This window comes from Solwaraspora sp. WMMA2065, from assembly GCF_030345075.1.
GTDB lineage: Bacteria > Actinomycetota > Actinomycetes > Mycobacteriales > Micromonosporaceae > Micromonospora_E.
On the sequence record NZ_CP128361.1, the window covers coordinates 5,939,737 to 5,955,429 of the forward strand.

22 protein-coding genes are annotated in these 15,693 nt (G+C 68.1%); 13 read left to right on the plus strand and 9 right to left on the minus strand.

The annotated features are described in order from the left end of the window. The first annotated feature begins 60 nt into the window (after positions 1-60). The 3 genes from O7610_RS27040 to O7610_RS27050 are packed head-to-tail and all read left to right on the plus strand — an operon-like array spanning position 61 to position 1,297. Positions 61-321 carry a hypothetical protein gene (locus O7610_RS27040; protein WP_289212143.1) on the plus strand — a complete coding sequence of 87 codons (261 nt, stop codon included), beginning with the start codon at positions 61-63 and terminating at the stop codon, positions 319-321. Then, positions 285-575, plus strand: coding sequence for a hypothetical protein (locus O7610_RS27045; RefSeq protein WP_289212144.1), 291 nt, complete (start codon positions 285-287; stop codon positions 573-575). The genes O7610_RS27040 and O7610_RS27045 overlap by 37 nt, the downstream gene beginning before the upstream one ends. After that, on the plus strand, positions 572-1,297 hold the full coding sequence (locus O7610_RS27050) for a GOLPH3/VPS74 family protein (protein WP_289212145.1): 726 nt from the start codon (positions 572-574) through the stop codon (positions 1,295-1,297). The genes O7610_RS27045 and O7610_RS27050 overlap by 4 nt, the downstream gene beginning before the upstream one ends. Positions 1,298-1,338: 41 nt before the next feature. On the opposite strand, the gene O7610_RS27055 is transcribed toward O7610_RS27050, so the two are convergent. Continuing rightward, a complete protein-coding gene (locus tag O7610_RS27055; protein WP_289212146.1) occupies positions 1,339-2,742 on the minus strand; it encodes a P-loop NTPase family protein in 1,404 nt (467 codons plus the stop codon). A gap of 210 nt (positions 2,743-2,952) precedes the next feature. Between O7610_RS27055 and O7610_RS27060 the strand changes: the two genes are divergently transcribed. The 4 genes from O7610_RS27060 to O7610_RS27075 all read left to right on the plus strand — a co-directional run bounded on the left by O7610_RS27060 (position 2,953) and on the right by O7610_RS27075 (position 5,022). Beyond that, positions 2,953-3,099, plus strand: a complete 147-nt coding sequence (locus O7610_RS27060) for a hypothetical protein (RefSeq protein WP_281553193.1) — start codon at positions 2,953-2,955, stop codon at positions 3,097-3,099. A gap of 198 nt (positions 3,100-3,297) precedes the next feature. After that, positions 3,298-4,152: a helix-turn-helix domain-containing protein gene (locus tag O7610_RS27065; RefSeq protein ID WP_289212147.1), complete on the plus strand. Its 855-nt coding sequence runs from the start codon at positions 3,298-3,300 to the stop codon at positions 4,150-4,152. Then, positions 4,143-4,418 carry a hypothetical protein gene (locus O7610_RS27070; RefSeq protein ID WP_289212148.1) on the plus strand — a complete coding sequence of 92 codons (276 nt, stop codon included), beginning with the start codon at positions 4,143-4,145 and terminating at the stop codon, positions 4,416-4,418. The genes O7610_RS27065 and O7610_RS27070 overlap by 10 nt, the downstream gene beginning before the upstream one ends. A gap of 52 nt (positions 4,419-4,470) precedes the next feature. Further along, positions 4,471-5,022, plus strand: a complete 552-nt coding sequence (locus O7610_RS27075) for an SMI1/KNR4 family protein (protein WP_289212149.1) — start codon at positions 4,471-4,473, stop codon at positions 5,020-5,022. Positions 5,023-5,262: 240 nt separating this feature from the next. Here the strand turns inward: O7610_RS27075 and O7610_RS27080 are convergent, their stop codons facing one another. The 4 genes from O7610_RS27080 to O7610_RS27095 form a co-directional block, all read right to left on the minus strand. Continuing rightward, positions 5,263-5,763: a hypothetical protein gene (locus O7610_RS27080; RefSeq protein ID WP_281553196.1), complete on the minus strand. Its 501-nt coding sequence runs from the start codon at positions 5,761-5,763 to the stop codon at positions 5,263-5,265. Further along, positions 5,750-6,286, minus strand: coding sequence for a hypothetical protein (locus O7610_RS27085; protein WP_281553197.1), 537 nt, complete (start codon positions 6,284-6,286; stop codon positions 5,750-5,752). Before O7610_RS27085 ends, O7610_RS27080 begins: the two co-directional genes overlap by 14 nt. Positions 6,287-6,376: 90 nt before the next feature. Continuing rightward, positions 6,377-6,721, minus strand: a complete 345-nt coding sequence (locus O7610_RS27090; RefSeq protein WP_281553198.1) for a type II toxin-antitoxin system HicB family antitoxin — start codon at positions 6,719-6,721, stop codon at positions 6,377-6,379. Next, positions 6,721-6,966 (minus strand): toxin HicA, encoded by a 246-nt coding sequence (locus tag O7610_RS27095; RefSeq protein WP_281553199.1) that lies wholly within the window; start codon positions 6,964-6,966, stop codon positions 6,721-6,723. Before O7610_RS27095 ends, O7610_RS27090 begins: the two co-directional genes overlap by 1 nt. Before the next feature lie 126 nt (positions 6,967-7,092). Here O7610_RS27095 and O7610_RS27100 point away from each other — a divergent pair, with 126 nt between their 5' ends. After that, positions 7,093-7,728 (plus strand): helix-turn-helix domain-containing protein, encoded by a 636-nt coding sequence (locus O7610_RS27100; protein WP_289212150.1) that lies wholly within the window; start codon positions 7,093-7,095, stop codon positions 7,726-7,728. Between the two features lie 21 nt (positions 7,729-7,749). Here O7610_RS27100 and O7610_RS27105 read toward each other — a convergent pair whose 3' ends face one another. Continuing rightward, positions 7,750-8,643: an IS982 family transposase gene (locus O7610_RS27105; RefSeq protein ID WP_281553035.1), complete on the minus strand. Its 894-nt coding sequence runs from the start codon at positions 8,641-8,643 to the stop codon at positions 7,750-7,752. A gap of 116 nt (positions 8,644-8,759) precedes the next feature. Here O7610_RS27105 and O7610_RS27110 point away from each other — a divergent pair, with 116 nt between their 5' ends. From O7610_RS27110 to coaD, 3 genes are all read left to right on the plus strand, one after another. Next, positions 8,760-9,203, plus strand: coding sequence for an ImmA/IrrE family metallo-endopeptidase (locus tag O7610_RS27110; protein WP_281553201.1), 444 nt, complete (start codon positions 8,760-8,762; stop codon positions 9,201-9,203). Between the two features lie 469 nt (positions 9,204-9,672). After that, positions 9,673-10,266, plus strand: coding sequence for an HD domain-containing protein (locus O7610_RS27115; protein WP_289212151.1), 594 nt, complete (start codon positions 9,673-9,675; stop codon positions 10,264-10,266). Positions 10,267-10,271: 5 nt separating this feature from the next. After that, positions 10,272-10,781 (plus strand): pantetheine-phosphate adenylyltransferase, encoded by a 510-nt coding sequence (coaD, locus tag O7610_RS27120; protein WP_281553202.1) that lies wholly within the window; start codon positions 10,272-10,274, stop codon positions 10,779-10,781. On the opposite strand, the gene O7610_RS27125 is transcribed toward coaD, so the two are convergent. Then, positions 10,723-11,160, minus strand: coding sequence for a MarR family winged helix-turn-helix transcriptional regulator (locus O7610_RS27125; RefSeq protein ID WP_281553203.1), 438 nt, complete (start codon positions 11,158-11,160; stop codon positions 10,723-10,725). The two genes, coaD and O7610_RS27125, sit on opposite strands and share 59 nt — an antisense overlap. Before the next feature lie 70 nt (positions 11,161-11,230). Here O7610_RS27125 and O7610_RS27130 point away from each other — a divergent pair, with 70 nt between their 5' ends. After that, positions 11,231-12,175, plus strand: coding sequence for an NAD-dependent epimerase/dehydratase family protein (locus O7610_RS27130; RefSeq protein WP_281553204.1), 945 nt, complete (start codon positions 11,231-11,233; stop codon positions 12,173-12,175). Positions 12,176-12,242: 67 nt separating this feature from the next. Here the strand turns inward: O7610_RS27130 and O7610_RS27135 are convergent, their stop codons facing one another. Next, a complete protein-coding gene (locus O7610_RS27135) occupies positions 12,243-13,694 on the minus strand; it encodes a DM9 repeat-containing protein (protein ID WP_353850398.1) in 1,452 nt (483 codons plus the stop codon). A gap of 14 nt (positions 13,695-13,708) precedes the next feature. Further along, positions 13,709-14,512: an alpha/beta fold hydrolase gene (locus O7610_RS27140; protein WP_289212153.1), complete on the minus strand. Its 804-nt coding sequence runs from the start codon at positions 14,510-14,512 to the stop codon at positions 13,709-13,711. A gap of 36 nt (positions 14,513-14,548) precedes the next feature. On the opposite strand from O7610_RS27140, the gene O7610_RS27145 reads away from it, so the two are divergent. Beyond that, positions 14,549-15,661 carry a helix-turn-helix transcriptional regulator gene (locus O7610_RS27145; protein WP_289212154.1) on the plus strand — a complete coding sequence of 371 codons (1,113 nt, stop codon included), beginning with the start codon at positions 14,549-14,551 and terminating at the stop codon, positions 15,659-15,661. Positions 15,662-15,693 lie beyond the last annotated feature (32 nt).

Genomic DNA, 15,693 nt, shown 5'->3' on the forward strand with positions numbered 1-15,693 from the left:
CCGGTCGACCCGGACCCGCCGGCCGGTGAACACAGTGGACGATGCAGGGAGAGGGGTAGCTTGATGCTGGATGTGGTGCTCGCCGCCGCGATCGCGGTGCTGGTCGGCGCGGTGGTCGGGTTCAGTTTGTGCCGGCATCGGCACCGGTGGTGTCCCGGCTGCGGCCGTACCCTGACCTGCCCGGCATGCTCGACCGGCGGGCTGTTGCCCGCGCAGGTCGAGGCGGCCGGGCGTCGGTGGGCGCCGCAGCCGGCGCGGACCGTGACCCTGCGGCGGACCTGGGTGTGGCCCGGCCGGTCCCGGCGGCGGGCCGGGCGGTGACCGCGCGGGTGGTAACCGTGGTAGGCCGGGTCGGGCATGTGGCGTGGCGTCCGTCGTGGCGGTGCCGGGCCTGCCGCCGGCCGTGGCCGTGCGAGCCGGCCCGCGCCGAGCTGATGGCGAGCTTCGACCGGATCGGCCGCTGCATGTACGTGGCCGAGCTCGCTGCCGAAGCCGCCCGTGACCTGCCCGGCCTGACTCCGGCGCAGACGTACGCGCGGTTCATCGCGTGGGCGCGGCGGCGGGGGCCGGCATGACGGTCTACCGCACCCAGGCCACCACGGCCGCCGCCGCTGTTGCGTCCGGTGGTGGGGTGCCGGTGCCGGCTGCGGCGGTACGGGGCCGGTCGCCGCTGCTGGCGGACGAGTTCTTCCTGTTGGCGGCCGATGATGTGACGGGTCGGCCGCGTCTGCCTGCCGGGCCGGTCGGGTACGGTCTGGCCGCCGCGCTGCTGGCCGACCTGGTCGACGCGGGCGCGTTGCGGGTGCACGAGGGCCGGTTGTGGCTGGCCGCGCGGCACGTACCGGTGGACGTGCTCGGCGGCTGGATCCTGCGCTGGCTGGCGGCCGAGCCGCGACACCGGCGGGTCGGAACGTGGTTGGCGTTGCTGGCGCCGCGGGCCCACGGCCAGGTCGCGCGGCGGCTGACCGCGGCGGGCGTGGTCCGGCCCCGGACGGTACGCCGCCGGCTGCTGACCACCGCCGTGGTCCAGGTGCCGACCGACACGAACCGGGCCGCCTGGGCCTGGGCCCGCCTGACCGTACGCCTACAGCGCGGTGAACCGTTGCCGGCCTTCGAAGCGCGGCTGGGCGGGTTGTGTCTGGTGACCGGGCTGGACGACTTCGTGCTCACCGGCCTGCCGGCGGCGGCCCGCCGCCACCTGCACCGGGAGACCGCAGCCCGCCTGCCGGCCGAGATCAGCGAACTGTTCACCATCGCCCGCCACCGCCTCGACGGCGCCGCCCACCGCCGCCGCTGACCCTCCCCACTAACCCTGCTGCATCCCCTTGAAAGATCGAACTACCTGCGTGAACCGACTACCTCGGTGGGACGATACTGGTCCACGATTTGGCTCACGAACCGATCCAACGAACCTTGGGCTCGCTGACCACCATCATCGATGCTGTTGTCGATCTGGTGCACGCGACCGCGCCACCGGAGGTGACGGGCAAGCTGGTGCGAGTCGTCCGAGCCGTAGAGCCCTTGCTCGGCGATGCTGGGTAGCAGGTGGTTGTCCGGCAGGACCAAGGATAGCGTTCCGCCGTCGATGCGGGACTCGGGTGGCTCCGCACGTCGGCGCAGTCGCGTGGCACGCAGTTCCGCCGGCGCAGTTACGTACAGGACCTGGGATCGCGACCGGATGTCATCGAATTCGTACAGCGCCCTAACTAGGTCCGATCGTGCGAACTCAACCAACGTCACCTCCGACTCGTTCAGAGTGTTCCGTACGACGTTGGCGAGCGCACGCAGCGCAGGCGTCAAGACGCTTTCGCTCCCGACGGTGAACGCGCCACCGGGGTATGGCGTGAACCCACCAGTCGTCGTCCCTTCAAGCTTGAGTAGTTCGTGGATGAAGCCCTGGAAGGCGTATGGGTAGTCGCTGAGCGAGCGGCATCGAACCCGGCTGCGCTGGAGCATCTCGACGATAATCTTGCGGAGATGGGATTTCCCGGTTCCAGGGAGTCCGACAACGAATATGACGGATGCACTGTGGCGGAAGGCCAGGTGCGGGAGCACCTTCTCCACCACGCCGTTGCTCAGGCCAAGGTTGTGGCGGGCGGCCTGAAGTGATCGGACGACCTGCGCGACATTGGGGGTCCCGCCTTCTCCGGCCTGGTTGAGAATCTTTTCTGCTATAACCGTTTCGAGGGAGCTTGATGCGCGCCATTCTTTTTCGAAATGGTCGCCGAACACTTGGACCGGGCTGGTGCCGGAGATTCGCGCCGGCTGGTCACGATCCTTGTTGTGATGGTTGACGATCGCGGTCGGTTCGATTCCGTTTTGCCCAGAGAAAATATGGTAGCTAAGGCTTTCTGCGCCTAGGCCGCGCTCGGCGACGTTGACATCGATTCCACGAGAGACAAGTTCAGAGCCTGCTCGCAGACAATTGTCGGAGTCCAAGGTCAGCACGCGGACCCTGCCGCGTTTGTTGATTTCGTCCCACGAGTCCTGGATCTCCGCGACGTGCTTCTCCTGGCCGGCTGGAGACAACCGTGGTGCGACCACGGAGAGCTCTGAGACGCCTACGCGGAGCGACTCCCGGAGTACGCTGCCGAGGTATGTGGCTCGCCAGACGGATCGGACCAACGCGGTCGGAACCCGACGCTTCCGCCACAGGATCCCCAAAATGGTGCTGGTCGCAGCAACGATCAGCCCGCTTGCTACCGGGAAAAGGACGTCGCCCAGAGCATCCATGATCGCCACCTCCGTATGCTGCGTCTGGCGTTGCAGGCTGGCATTGCCCTATGCGTGGTCTCGATAAACAGCGATGAAAGTCGATGCTGAACGTTGCGAGGTCCGAGCACCTGGTCCCAGTGACAGGTCTTGGTCTCAGCCGAGTTAGTTGACCCGCCGACTACGCAACGGCTTGCATCTGCCGGCGTCGCTAGCAGGTTGATCAGGATCCCTGTCGGCTTGCGCAAGATCGTCATCCACCTGAGTGAGCTGTCTGATCTCCTCGTGGTCCCGATCAAGATCGCGTTAAACGATCTTGAAGCGTTCGCCAAGCCGCGCCGGCAGCCCTGCGCGAGGCTGACGATTGACTCGTGGAGTTCGAAGTGAGTTCTCGGCGTATAGACCAGACTGCTTGACTGTTCTGGCAGCGCGGTGCCCTGTTTGATGGAGAAGCGCAGCTGCCCAGGCGGTTGATGTGACTGGGCCACGGGTGGGACAGGAGCACGCCGTCGCCTGCACGGGTGCCTTGCCGGGTATCCATAGAGGGGTGTGATTTTCGCACCGTAGTAGAAGAGTGGAGCTCCGATGCGTGCGCGGCTGCGAAGCTGGGCAGCGGTGGGCGGCCGGGTGGCCGCTGCCCGCGAGCTGGCCGGGTTCAGCCAGCGTGAGCTGGCCGAACGACTCGACATACACCGTTCGGCGTTGACCCGTGTCGAGCTCGGCCAGCGTCAACTGGACGCGCTTGAGCTGGCACGGATCGCCGAGCTGCTCGGCCGTACCGTCGAATGGTTTCTCACCGCCCCGGCGGAGACCCTCGTCAGCAGGCGGGCCGGGATCTCGGCCGACCATGACGTGCAGCGACTGGAAGACGCGCTGGACCGCGTGAGCCGCGACGTCGAGCTGCTGTCCGACGTCGGAGCACTGACGCTGGCGGCCACAGGCCTGCAATCGGGCGTCACCACACTCGCCGAAGCGGAAGCCGGCGCGGCCGAAGCGCGCGCCCTGCTCGGCTGCGGTGACGGCCCCTTGGTCGACCTGCAGGCGGCGGTCGAGCGGCTGGGCCTGCTCGCGTTCTCGCTCGACCTGGGTCCGGGGGTGATCGACGGCGGCTACCTGCGGGTTGGTCAAACAGGTGTGGCGCTGGTCAACGGTGCCGCGATCGCCGGTCGGCGGCGGGTGAATCTCGCGCACGAGCTCGGTCACCACCTGCTCGCCGATGAGTACACAGCGGACGTCGGTGGCGGCTCCGGCCGGTCCGACCGCGAAGCGCTGATCGACGCCTTCGCGATCCACTTCCTCATGCCACGAACGTCGGTCATTGCCCGCTGGGCCGAGCTGTCGGGCGAGTGGGACCACCCTCGGCAACGGCTGATCGTCCTGGCCGCCGAATACCGGGTGAGCTGGTCGGCGGCCGTTCCCACGCGTACACCTTGGAGCTGATCTCCCGGGCCGAGTTCGAACTGCTGCAGGTGCAGCGGCCGACGGCCGGCGACTACCTTGAGGTCCGTGGCGTGCGGTTCGTGCAGGAGCTTCAGCCGTCGGCGCTCGCCCCGGCGTACGCGCAGGCGGCGATGCGCGCCTACCGGCGCGGCGTGATCAGCGCGGACCGGGTCGTCGAGCTGCTGCACCGGACCGTGACCCTCGACGACCTGCCCTCCCCGCACCCGATGCCCATCGAAGCGTCGCTGCGATCCAGCAGCCCATGATGGCCAGCTGACAGGTACAGCACGGCAATCGTCACCGGTCGCAAGGAGCACTATGCTCCATGAATTCGTCCAGCACGCCTATCCTGGCCTTGCTGTGGCCTCGTTCTGGGACGACAGCGAGTACGCGCTTGACACCTACGTCGACGCGCCGCCGTCGGACGCTCTGATCGCATCGGTGCAGGCCGAACTGGGCTTCCGTCTGCCGACGTCGTACCTGACGCTGATGAGGTCGCACAACGGCGGGATACCGCGTGACCCGTGCTGCCCTGCGCCGAGCCGGACCACATGGGCGCAGGATCACGTCGCCGTAGACGGCATCATGGGGATCGGGAGGAAGAAGCGATACTCGCTGGCAGGTGAAGCCGGCAGCTGGTTCTGGATCGAGGAATGGGCCTATCCGCCGATCGGCGTGTACTTCGCGACCTGCCCCTCTGCTGGGCACGACATGATCGCGTTCGACTACCGGGACTGCGGCCCGGACGGCGAGCCGCAGGTGGTCCATGTAGATCAAGAGTGGGACTACCAGGTGACCGTGCTCGCCTCAGACTTCGTGTCCTTCCTGCTGGCGTTGCGGCCCGAGAGCGAGTACGACGACGAGTGCTGAGAGAAGCGGACGTCATGGGATCGCCCGAATAAGTGACGACAGAGCTCGTCGCCCATACTGCGGGCGGCGGACACGGGTGTTGAGGCGGCGGGGACTTCATCGAGGTGAGGCTCAGATACCTCACCTCGCGATTTTGACGTGCGTCAACCTCACCTCGACGACACATTTGGATGCCAGACCAGCCAGCCCGGCCACCCGCCGGCACGTGAGCACGCGCGCCGGCAGTAGGCGCGAGCCAGATCATGATCGATCGGCGTAGTCCGGTGACGACAACGATCGGTGGGCTGGTGGACGCATGGCCAGACGACGACGCACACCGCGGCGCATCCGGCGGGAGGCGCCAGGCTGATCGTTGAGGGCCGACACCTCGAAGGGTTCAAGCTCGGGACGCTCAGCCAGGGCGAGGGCACAGGCATACGGCCTGACGTCCGGCAGCCGCAGCATCATCAGCGTTTGCGCCAGTACGCCGAGCAGCACTGTCCGGTCGGCGTTCGGGTGCCGGGCGGTCGTGGCGAGCAAGCGATTGCGATCCCATCGGTCGAGGTCGTCTGTCGGCAAGGTAGACAGGGTTCGTGCGTCGGCGAGCGGATGTTCGGCGACCGCTTGGCGCACGAACGAGTACGGGCTGGTCGCCAGGGTATGCAACACCGCCTGGTCGATTCGAGGATCGGCGACGAGATCCAGGTAGTCCCGAGGCGAACGCGAGCGGGGCAGCAATTCGTCGATGTCAGCCAGCGCCATACCAGCGTCCGGCGCGACCGGCTGGATGGACGCCGCAGGTCGGGCAGACGCGGCCGGGTCGGTGCCGTTCGTTGCCGCACGCGAGGCAGTGCGTATCGGAGTTGATGCCGGCTGCTTGGCGGTCGAGGACCGCTTGGACGACGGTGTCCAGTGGTGCTGTCGGGTGGTGTTCCGGGTCGGGGCAGTAGGCGATGTCTGACCAGCCCCACGAGTTCCAGGGCGGCGATGTCCGTAAGCACCGCCGGCCAGCCAGCTTCTCCTGACGGCGCTGGCCGGCGTACTCGGCTGCGCGGGGCAGGACCACGTCGCGTACCCGCTGCAGTTCGTCGACGGCGCGGACGAGCGCGCCGGGGTCGTCGTCGGGCCGGCGTGGGATGCGCGCGGAGGCGACCAGGTAATGCCAGGTGGCGCGGAATCCGTACGGCGCGCAGTGCTGGGTGCACTCCCGCAACGCGGACAGCCTGCGTTGTGGCGCAAGCGTGCTGTCGCGTACGCGGCGCGCCTGCGCCGGGAAGCTGGTCATGGACCCGATCATCGCCCTCGCCGTAACGCGGCGCGACAGGGTTCTCTGGCCGGACCATCTCGCGGGGCTTGGTCGCCGGTAGCTCTATGTTCAGGCAGCGTTGAGCTTTCGCAAGACGTACTGGTTGAGGCTCATGCCATCCTCAGCGGCGCGGATAGCCAGTTCGCGGTGCAGGCTCTCTCCGACGCGGAGGTTGAACTTGCCTGAGTAGCTGCGGTCAGCGAACGGCTGCGGCACCTGCTCGCCCTGCTCCTCCATGTCGGCGAGCACTTCACGCAGTAGATCCTGGATTCCCTGGAGAGCCTTGATCTGGGTGGATGCTAGCCACGAGAGGGATGGGAACTCGGCGCAGGTAGCGAGAAACTCGCCGTCCTCGGCCGACCACGTGACGCGGTAGGTGAAGTGAGACACCTTGGGCCGGTCAGCGGACTGCATCACAGCACCTCCTTCTTCTCGATCGCCTTGAGCACCTGCCGCACCTGATACGCCTTGGCCTTTCCTTTGTCGTTTTGGATATTGACTCGAGGGTCGCCCGGCCAGGGCATCTTGAACACGGCATGGGAGCTGCTGTCTTGTCGCGGCTTCCCGAAGTAGTGCTCGCACACCCGGTAGAGGTCGTTGTAGGCGATGTTCTGCTGGCTTCTTCGCATCGCTTCAACGAGCTTCTCTACGGACGGCATGGGTCGATGGTACCGCTGGTGGTACTACACCTGCAACCTGTCGAGGTATGCAAGGCGTACCAGATCTTGCCGATCTATCCTTCAGTAGTGCGATTTTCGCACCATTGAGGCGGGAGTGGGGCTGTGATGCGTGCACGGCTGCGAAGCTGGACAGCGGTGGGTGGCCGGGTGGCAGCCGCCCGCGAGCTGGCCGGGTTCAGCCAGCGTGAGCTGTCCGAACGACTCGGCATCCACCGCTCGGCGTTGACCCGTGTCGAGCTCGGCCAGCGTCAACTGGACGCGCTCGAGCTGTCGCGGATCGCCGAGCTGCTCGGCCGTACCGTCGAGTGGTTTCTCACCGTCCCGGCGGAGACCCTCGCCAGCAGGCGGGCCGGGATCTCGGCCGACCATGGCGTGCAGCGACTGGAAGACGCGCTGGACCAGGTCAGCCGCGACGTCGAGCTGCTGTCCGACGTCGGAGCACTGACGCTGGCGGCCACAGGCCTGCAATCGGGCGTCACCACACTCGCCGAAGCGGAAGCCGGCGCGGCCGAAGCGCGCGCCTTGCTCGGCTGCGGAGACGGCCCCTTGGTCGACCTGCAGGCGATGGTCGAACGGCTGGGCCTGCTCGCGTTCTCGCTCGACCTGGGTCCGGGGGTGATCGACGGCGGCTATCTGCGGACCGGTCAAGTGGGCGTGGCGCTGGTCAACGGTGCCGCGATCGCCGGTCAGCGGCGGGTGAATCTCGCGCACGAGCTCGGTCACCACCTGCTCGCCGACTAGACGAGTTGTTCCGAAGTCCCGTCAGTGGTCGTAGGCGATCAGGGACCGGGTGACGGGTGCGCCGGTCTTGTTGTTGTGCCAGATCGCGGCGGCCATCGCGAGGAGTCGCTGGGCCACCCGTACGGCGACGCCGACGAAGGTCCGCCCACCGTGTTCCTCAAGATCAAGCTGGCCCTTGAGGGTGTCGTTGACCGACTCGATCAGCTGCCGGACCTTCTTGAGCATCGGTTCGCCGTAGCGGGCCTTCTCCCGCTTGCGTGACGGGCGTAGCAGGGTGATGCCCTGGTCGGCGAGTTCCCGCTCGAGTGGTCCGGACGCGAAGCCCTTGTCGCTGATCAACAGGATGCCGTCGTGTTCTGCGACGACACCGGCCTCGACCTCCAGCATCGCGGCGAGGACCTCCCGCTCGCCGATCTTCGGGTTCGCCAGGGCCCACAGGATCGGCATCCCGGTCGGGGTGCAGACCAGGTACAGGCGCAGTCCCCAGAAGAACCGGGAGTGGGAGGCGCAGTAGCCGTATCCGGCCCAGCCGGCCAGGTCCGAACGTTGCACGGTGGGGCGGGACATGCCGCACGGCACCGGGGTGGAGTCGACGATCCAGTGGTTGTCGAACCAGAAGTCGCTGTCGCGGGCCAGGTTCCGGATCGTCTTCTTGATCAGCGGGAGGGCGGCGCGGAGCCGTTTGTTGTAGCCGGGCCGCTGCGGTAGGTAGGGGAACATGCCGGCCAGGTGGACCCGGGCGTAGCGGATCCAGTGGGCTTCGGAACGGGCGCCGAGCAGGACCTGTGCCACGGCCAGGCAGACCAGTTCGGAGTCGGTCAGCAGTGGTGGTCTGCCGCGCCACCGGGGCGTGCGGATGCTGTCGTCGATCTTCACGTACAGTGCGGTCAAGAGGGTGTCCAGGTCTTGCGTCACAACATGATCTTGGATGCCCTCTCCTCATGCCCGGACATCGACCCCTGACTTCGGAACTACTCGTCTAGTACGCGGCGGACGTCAGTGGCGGCTCCGGCCGGTCCGAGCGGGAAGCGTTGATCGACGCCTTCGCGATCCACTTCCTGATGCCCGGGCCGTCAGTCAGGTCCCGCTGGGCCGAGCTGTCGGGCGAGTGGGACTACCCCCGTCAACGACTGTTCGTCCTGTCGGCCGAGTATCGGGTGAACTGGTCGGCGGTTGTTTCCCACGCGTACACCTTGGAACTGATATCCCGGGCCGAGCGCGACCTGTTGCAGGCGCAGCGGCCGACCGTCGGCGACTACATCGAGGTACGTGGCGCGCGGTTCGCGCAGGAGCTTCGGTCGCCGGCGCTCGCCCCGGCGTACGCGCAGGCGGCGATGCGCGCCTACCGGCGGGGCGTGATCAGCGCCGACCGAGTCGTCGAGCTGCTGCACGGCACCGTGACCCTCGACGATCTGCCCACCCCCGCATCAGATGCCCATCGAAGCGCGGCTGACGGCCGACGTGCATCGAGGTGACGCTCGGACACCTCACGGGGCAATTTTGACGTGCGTAGGCGTCACCTCGACGGAGCATCCGAAGCGGCTGCTGGAGTTGTACGAGCTCCGGGCTGCGACCACAGCCGCCTGGAGGTGCCCGGCCTCGACTCCGCGAACGTTGAGCGGCGGGTGCACGCTCCGGACAAAGTTGGGCCTCGATCGTTTCCGGCTCCGCGGCCTCCGCCCAGGTCAGGCGCAGGTTTGCGGGCATCCACGCGGTCAGCCGGTTTCACCCTCAGGGATCAGGACCACCCGATCGGTCCAGGTTGTCCGGTACCCCTCGGACACCAGATGCCCGGCCAACGTACGACGCAAGGTCGAACTGCCCGAACGCCCCTGGTGCTGGCGGACCGATCAGCGGGCTGCGCGCTACCGGCGGCACGTGGTCAGTTGATTGCGCCCTACGATTGTTCGCCGGGACCCAACAGCCGAGCGCCATGGAGCAGATATGCCGTTGACGCTGCGCCATGCCCTGGATGATCCGCCGCTGCGGCCGCTGCGGCCGCTGCCGGCTCCGGTCGGTGACCTTCTGCTCAGGCTCGACGCGCCGCTGCGGCTGGCCGCGCATCTGCGCGCCGTACACGACGTCGCCGCCCAGCTCACGGGCTGGCTGGCCGTCCACTACCCGGCCCTGGCCGTCGATCGCGACGCCGTACTCTTCGGCGCTGCCACCCACGACATCGGCAAGACCGTTCACGTGGCGGAGTTGTCCGGGCCGGGTTCGCGGCACGAGCCGGCCGGTCAACAGATCCTGCTCGACGCCGGCATCGGCCCGTACCTGGCGCGCTTCGCCGCGACGCACGCCAGTTGGCAGTCGCCCGGCATCGAGTGCGAAGACCTGCTCGTCAGCCTCGCCGACAAGATCTGGAAAGCCAAACGGGTCGTCGACCTCGAACAACTCGTCGTCGACCGTCTCGCTGCCGCCTCCGGGCAGGAACCCTGGCAGGCCTTCGTCAACCTCGACGATCACCTTGACGGCATCGCGGCGGACGCTGACCAGCGGCTCGCCTTCCAGAACAGCTACCCCATCACGGACGGCTGACGTCGGTGCGCGGTTCGTTGGCGGTCTATCCCGGTACGTTCGACCCGTTCACCCCGGGGCACGGCGACCTGGTGGCCCGTGCCCGGGTGATGTTCGACCGGATCATCGTGCTGCTGGCGGTGAACGCCGACAAGCAACCGACCGCCGAGGCCACGGCCAGGGCGGTACGCGTGCGCGACGCCCTCCCAGCGGACTGGGGCAACGTCGAGGTCGACGCGTGGGCCGGCCTGACCGCCACCTACTGCCTGCGCCGTGGTGCCACGGTCATCGTCCGTGGCGTGCGTACGGCTGCAGACGTCCACTACGAGCACCAGCTCGCCGCGATGAACGAGCGGCTCGGTGTCCGGACCGTCTGGTTGCCGACCCGTCCGCAGCTGGCCGCCATCTCGTCCACCGTCGCACGAGCACAGCATGCGGCGAAGTCGGCCCGTGCGTCGTACGACGCTGGGGGTCGGGTCAGTTCTCCACGAGGGTCCGCAGTGTCCGGCGAAGCTGACTTGTCGCACTCGGACTGATCCCGGCCAGGAACGCGCTCTCGGCCTTCCCGTACGCCACCTGTGCCGCGTCGTAGGTCTGCAACCCCTGTTCGGTGAGCTCAACGACGTTCCTGCGCCGGTCCGTGGGGTCCGGTCGTCGCGTGATGATGCCCTTGCGCTCAAGTACATCCAGCAAGGCGACCATCGTGGTGCGGTCGATACCGAGGGTCTGCGCCACCTGCAGCTGCGAGGTCGGTTCCCGGTGGGCCAGGACCCGGAGCGCTCCGAAGTCCTTGCTGTCGATCCCCAGTGGCTCGAGCGCTGCGTCGGTCAACGCGGTGAGCTTCAGGGCCGCGTGCTTGAGGAGGTACCCCAGGACCTCGTGCGGGTCAGCGGTGGCGCTCGGCTCGGTGGACACGGCTCCCATCTTAGGGCATAGTCTGATCGTCAGTACCGCTGACGATCAGACTTACTGCGAAAGGCTTGTCATGATCATCGTTACCGGAGGGGTCGGGTTCATCGGCTCCCACACCGTCCGCGCCCTCGCCGAGGCCGGCGAGGAGTGCGTCCTGCTCCAGCGCCGCACCCCCCAAATCCCCCCACACCTGGCGGACCTGCCCATCCACGTCGTCCAGGCCGACGTCGCCGACCTCGACGCGCTGCTCGCCGTCGGCCGGCGGTACCCGATCACCGGAATCGTGCACCTCGCCCTCGCCCTGCCCTGGCCGGCGACCGACGTCGACCCGATCGGAGCGACGGGAGGAGCCCTGGAGGCGTTCCTCAACATCGTCCGCGTCGCGCAGACCTGGGGTGTGCGCCGCGTCGTCACCGCCAGCACCATCGGCGTCTACGGCTTCACCTCTGAAGGTGCGCTCACCGAGGACGTGCCGATCCCCTTGGGGCACGTCCACGCCATCCCGACGTTCAAGAAGATCACCGAACTCCTCGCCGGCCACCTCTCAGACGTGACCGACGTGGACATCATCAACGCCCGCATCTGCGGCACCTGGGGTCCCGGCGGACACCTGCCCGACCCGTTCTTCGCCGCGCCCTCCCTGGCTCATGCCGCAGCCCGGCGCAGCGAACCCGACCTGTCCGGACTCCTCGCACCGCCGCACGCCGAAGACGCTCTCGACCTGCTCTACGTCAAGGACACCGGTCGCGCACTCGCGCTGCTGCAGCTCGCCGAGAAGCTGACCAACTCCACGTACAACGTCGCCTCTGGTCGCGCCACAAGCAACGCCGACGTCGTCACCGCGATCGCCTCTGTCGAGCCCGGCTTCCAGTGCGAACTTGCCTCGGGCGGAGGCCGCCCGGTGAGCTGGCTCGACATCACCCGCCTGCGCGAGGACACCGGATTCAACCCCCAGTACGACACCGCCGCGGCTGCCGCTGACTACATCGCCTGGCTGCGCGCGGGAAACCAGCGGTAGCTCCCGGCCGACTGTGTGGGTGAGGGGGTGTGGTCCGGCCTGGCCGGGATGCCCGGCAGCGATGCTCCTACCTCATTCGGCCCCGGTAGCCGACAGGGCCCTCTCCGACCCGCTGGTGGGTCCCCAGGAAGGTGTCGTCACGGAAGGCGATCGTGCCGTTTCCGCCCCGGTTGTCGCGCCAGGCCAACCGGGTGAGCGGGCGACCACCCACCCCCACCGCGAGCAGGAGGTCGTGCGAGGGATACCAGCCACCACCCCAGCCTTCCTGGGCCACGTATCGCGAGGTATCCCTGGTGGCGGGACTACGTTCGATGAGCTGGCCCCGGAACTCCTTCGGTCGCTTGCCCGGCCGGCGACACCAGCCGTAGAAGGCGGCTTGCTGGGCCTCGAAGGTGACGGCGTACTCGGCGCCGGACTCGTCCGCCCAGGCCACGTGCTCGAGCAGGCAATGCTCGCCCCGGTCGATGAAGAGAGTGACCTCACCCCGGCTGGTGGCGTACCTCAGCACCGGATCTGCGATCAGCTGGCTTTCGAGCGCCGACCTGGCCTGGTCATGTGCGTGCATCGGGTCGATCGTCACCCGGTACAGCCACAGCATGCTCTTGGCATCGCCACCGCTTTCCACCCGCAGCGTATTGCGGCCGGCCAGCAGATCCTCGGCCGAGACGGCGAAGATCAGCCGCTGCGGCAGCCCGCCACCGTTCGGGATCCGCAGCCGGTCGGCCAGTGGCCTGCCGTTGAGGCGAACGGTCAGCGGGGCGTGTCCGGGCGAGCCGGAGAGCATCGACGCGAGCGCCACGACGGCGACGCATGCCTCGCCGACGACGCCCGGATCGGGCACGTCGAACTCCAGCTCGACCGAGCCGCATGCATTGATGGCCAGGTGACCGTCGGCGTTCCACGACCGGTCGATGCCGGTGATGGTCACGTTGCCGGTGCGCGCCGGGTCGGTGCCGAAGTCGGCGTAGGTGGGCTCCATCTGGACGCCGGTGCGGTCGTCGACATGTGCGGCAGGAGCCGGCTGCGGGTCCAGCAGCACCTCGTACGTCGCGACCGTGCGTTCGTTCTTGCCGTACCCGATGTTGGCCGCGCCGAAAGCGGGCCGCACCTTGCCGACGTGCAGCGCGCCGGGCGCGACCGCGGCACGGGCGACGTAGAGCGGTTCGCCGCTGTGCTCCCGGCCCACCGGCGTCGCGTCCGACGGCACTGCGCCGTCTGACCCGATGCCCCAGACGCCGCGATCCATCAGCACTTCGTACTCGTCGACGCTGACCTCCGCGCCGCCCCAGGCGATAAGGGCGGCACCAAGATCAGGACGGACCCGGCCCGGGTGCATACCCCCGTGCAGCTCGGCGCGGCACACCCAGAGCAGCGCGCCGTTCTCCTCGTAGCCGTGGGGTGCCGCGCCGGCCGGGATCTGTCCTGCGCTGGCGGTCTCCCAACGGTATCCGCTTTCGGACTCTTCCATCCATGAAGGATAGTTCAGCTCCTCGGGCCGACGGCCACCCTGGGTCGTCAGGACGCCGTCAGGGTCTACCTGTCCCGGGTGGCGTCCTGCTGTTCAAGCCAGGTCAGGATCGTCCGGGTCGTCTCTTCCGGCTTCTCCTGCTGGATCCAGTGCCCGCAGTCCAGGGTGACCACGTCCACATTGGGCACGAACTCCGCCAGCCTGGCGGACTTGGCGATCGTGTCCCGGTCGCCGTAGATCATGAGGGTGGGCTGTCGGATGATCGGGTCGACGTCCGCCAGCAGATGCCAGTTGCGGTCGAGGTTGCGGTACCAGTTGATGCTGCCGGTGAACCCGGTCGACTCGAACGCGGCGACGAAGACGGCCAGTTCGCTGTCGCTCATCACCGGCTCACCGAGTGGTGCTGCCGCCCTGGCCAGCTCGATGAACGCCATGCCCGGCCGAGGCTGCACCATGGGCAGGTTCTTCCGGTACAGGTTGCGCAGGAACTGGTAGGTGTTCTCGTCGAACACGGCGTCCGCGACACCCGGCTGCCGGTTGAAGTGGACGAAGTAGAAGTCGCCGCCGAGTACGGCTTCCATCAGCTCGATCCAGGGCGTCTCGCCGCGCTCCTGGTACGGCAGGCTCAGGTTGATCACCTTGTTGACGCGGTCCGGATGCAGCAGGGTCAGCCCCCAGACGACCATCGCACCCCAGTCGTGGCCGACGAAGGTGGCATCGTCGTACCCGTAGTGATCGAGCAGCGCGACGAGATCACCCGACAGGTGCGCGATGTCGTAGTCGGTCACCTCGCTCGGGCGCGACGAATTGCCGTAGCCGCGCTGGTTCGGGACGATGACGTGGTAGCCCGCTTCAGCGAGGGCCGGCATCTGGTGACGCCACGAGTAGGCATGCTCCGGCCAGCCGTGACAGAGCACGATCGGCTTTCCGGCATTCTGCCGGCCAGCCTCGAAGACTTCGAGCTTCACACCGTTGACGGGGACAAGACTGGGTTCGGGAAAGTTCATGTCGCCATCCTGCCGACCATAACCGGTCACCTCATGACCGGTTTATCTGACAATCTTGGCGGCATGCGAACCGACCGGCTGGTGGCCGTACTCCTGCTGCTGCAACAGCGCGAGCAGGTGACCGCGGCGGAGGTCGCCCGGGAGCTGGAGGTCTCCGAACGCACCGCCCGCCGCGACCTCGACGCCCTGGCCATGGCCGGGGTGCCCGTGTACTCGACGCAGGGCCGGGGCGGCGGCTGGCGCCTCGTCGGCGGTGCCCGTACCGACCTGTCCGGGTTGACCGCAGGCGAGGCCCGCGCCCTGTTCCTGGTCGCCGGCCCGGCCTCGGCCACGACGCCGGCCGTGAAAACCGCGCTGCGCAAGCTCGTCCGTGCCCTGCCGGAGCCCTTCCGGGCGCCGGCCGAGGCGGCAGCGTCGTCGATCGCGATCGACCCGCAACGATGGGGGGCGGGCCGGGCCGATCGCCCGCCGCCGCGCCTCCTCGACGAACTCCAGGACGCGGTGATCCGGGGCGTCCAGGTGCGGCTCGGCTACGTCGACAGGACCGGCACCGTGAGCGAGCGGACCGTCCACCCGCTGGGCATCGTCGCCAAGAATCCGTGGTGGTACCTCGTCGCCACCACCGGGACCGGCCGCCGGACCTTCCGGATCGACCGCGTCTCGTCCGTCGACCCCACCGACGATCCGGTGCACCGACCCGCGGACTTCGACCTTGCCGAGAGCTGGCGGGAGATCGCCGACGAGGTCGACCGCAGGCGGATGCCCGTCGAGATCCAGGCGGTCTGCGCGCCCGACGGGATCGGCACGCTCCGGATGGCGCTCGGCGACCGGCTCGAGGTGGGTGGCCCCACGGCCGACGGCCGCGTCGAGGTCGTGATCCGTGGCTACAGCGAGTACACGCTCGCCGGCGAGCTCGCCTGGCAGGTCGAATGGCTGGAGGTGACCGGCCCCGCCGGGGTGCGGGACCAGCTGGCCGCGATCGGCACCGGGCTCGTCGAGCGGTACGGCTGAAAGCCCGTCGATCGGTACGGCTGAGAGCGCCT

What these genes read in the sequence shown, in the direction of transcription:
- O7610_RS27050 (WP_289212145.1), top strand. Translation starts at nt 572, where the DNA reads ATGACGGTCTACCGCACCCAGGCCACCACGGCCGCCGCCGCTGTTGCG.
- O7610_RS27090 (WP_281553198.1), bottom strand. Translation starts at nt 6,721, where the DNA reads ATGCAGTCCGCTGACCGGCCCAAGGTGTCTCACTTCACCTACCGCGTC.
- O7610_RS27095 (WP_281553199.1), bottom strand. Translation starts at nt 6,966, where the DNA reads ATGCCGTCCGTAGAGAAGCTCGTTGAAGCGATGCGAAGAAGCCAGCAG.
- O7610_RS27080 (WP_281553196.1), bottom strand. Translation starts at nt 5,763, where the DNA reads ATGGCGCTGGCTGACATCGACGAATTGCTGCCCCGCTCGCGTTCGCCT.
- O7610_RS27065 (WP_289212147.1), top strand. Translation starts at nt 3,298, where the DNA reads ATGCGTGCGCGGCTGCGAAGCTGGGCAGCGGTGGGCGGCCGGGTGGCC.
- O7610_RS27140 (WP_289212153.1), bottom strand. Translation starts at nt 14,512, where the DNA reads ATGCCGGCCCTCGCTGAAGCGGGCTACCACGTCATCGTCCCGAACCAG.
- O7610_RS27115 (WP_289212151.1), top strand. Translation starts at nt 9,673, where the DNA reads ATGCCGTTGACGCTGCGCCATGCCCTGGATGATCCGCCGCTGCGGCCG.
- O7610_RS27085 (WP_281553197.1), bottom strand. Translation starts at nt 6,286, where the DNA reads ATGACCAGCTTCCCGGCGCAGGCGCGCCGCGTACGCGACAGCACGCTT.
- O7610_RS27075 (WP_289212149.1), top strand. Translation starts at nt 4,471, where the DNA reads ATGCTCCATGAATTCGTCCAGCACGCCTATCCTGGCCTTGCTGTGGCC.
- O7610_RS27100 (WP_289212150.1), top strand. Translation starts at nt 7,093, where the DNA reads ATGCGTGCACGGCTGCGAAGCTGGACAGCGGTGGGTGGCCGGGTGGCA.
- O7610_RS27130 (WP_281553204.1), top strand. Translation starts at nt 11,231, where the DNA reads ATGATCATCGTTACCGGAGGGGTCGGGTTCATCGGCTCCCACACCGTC.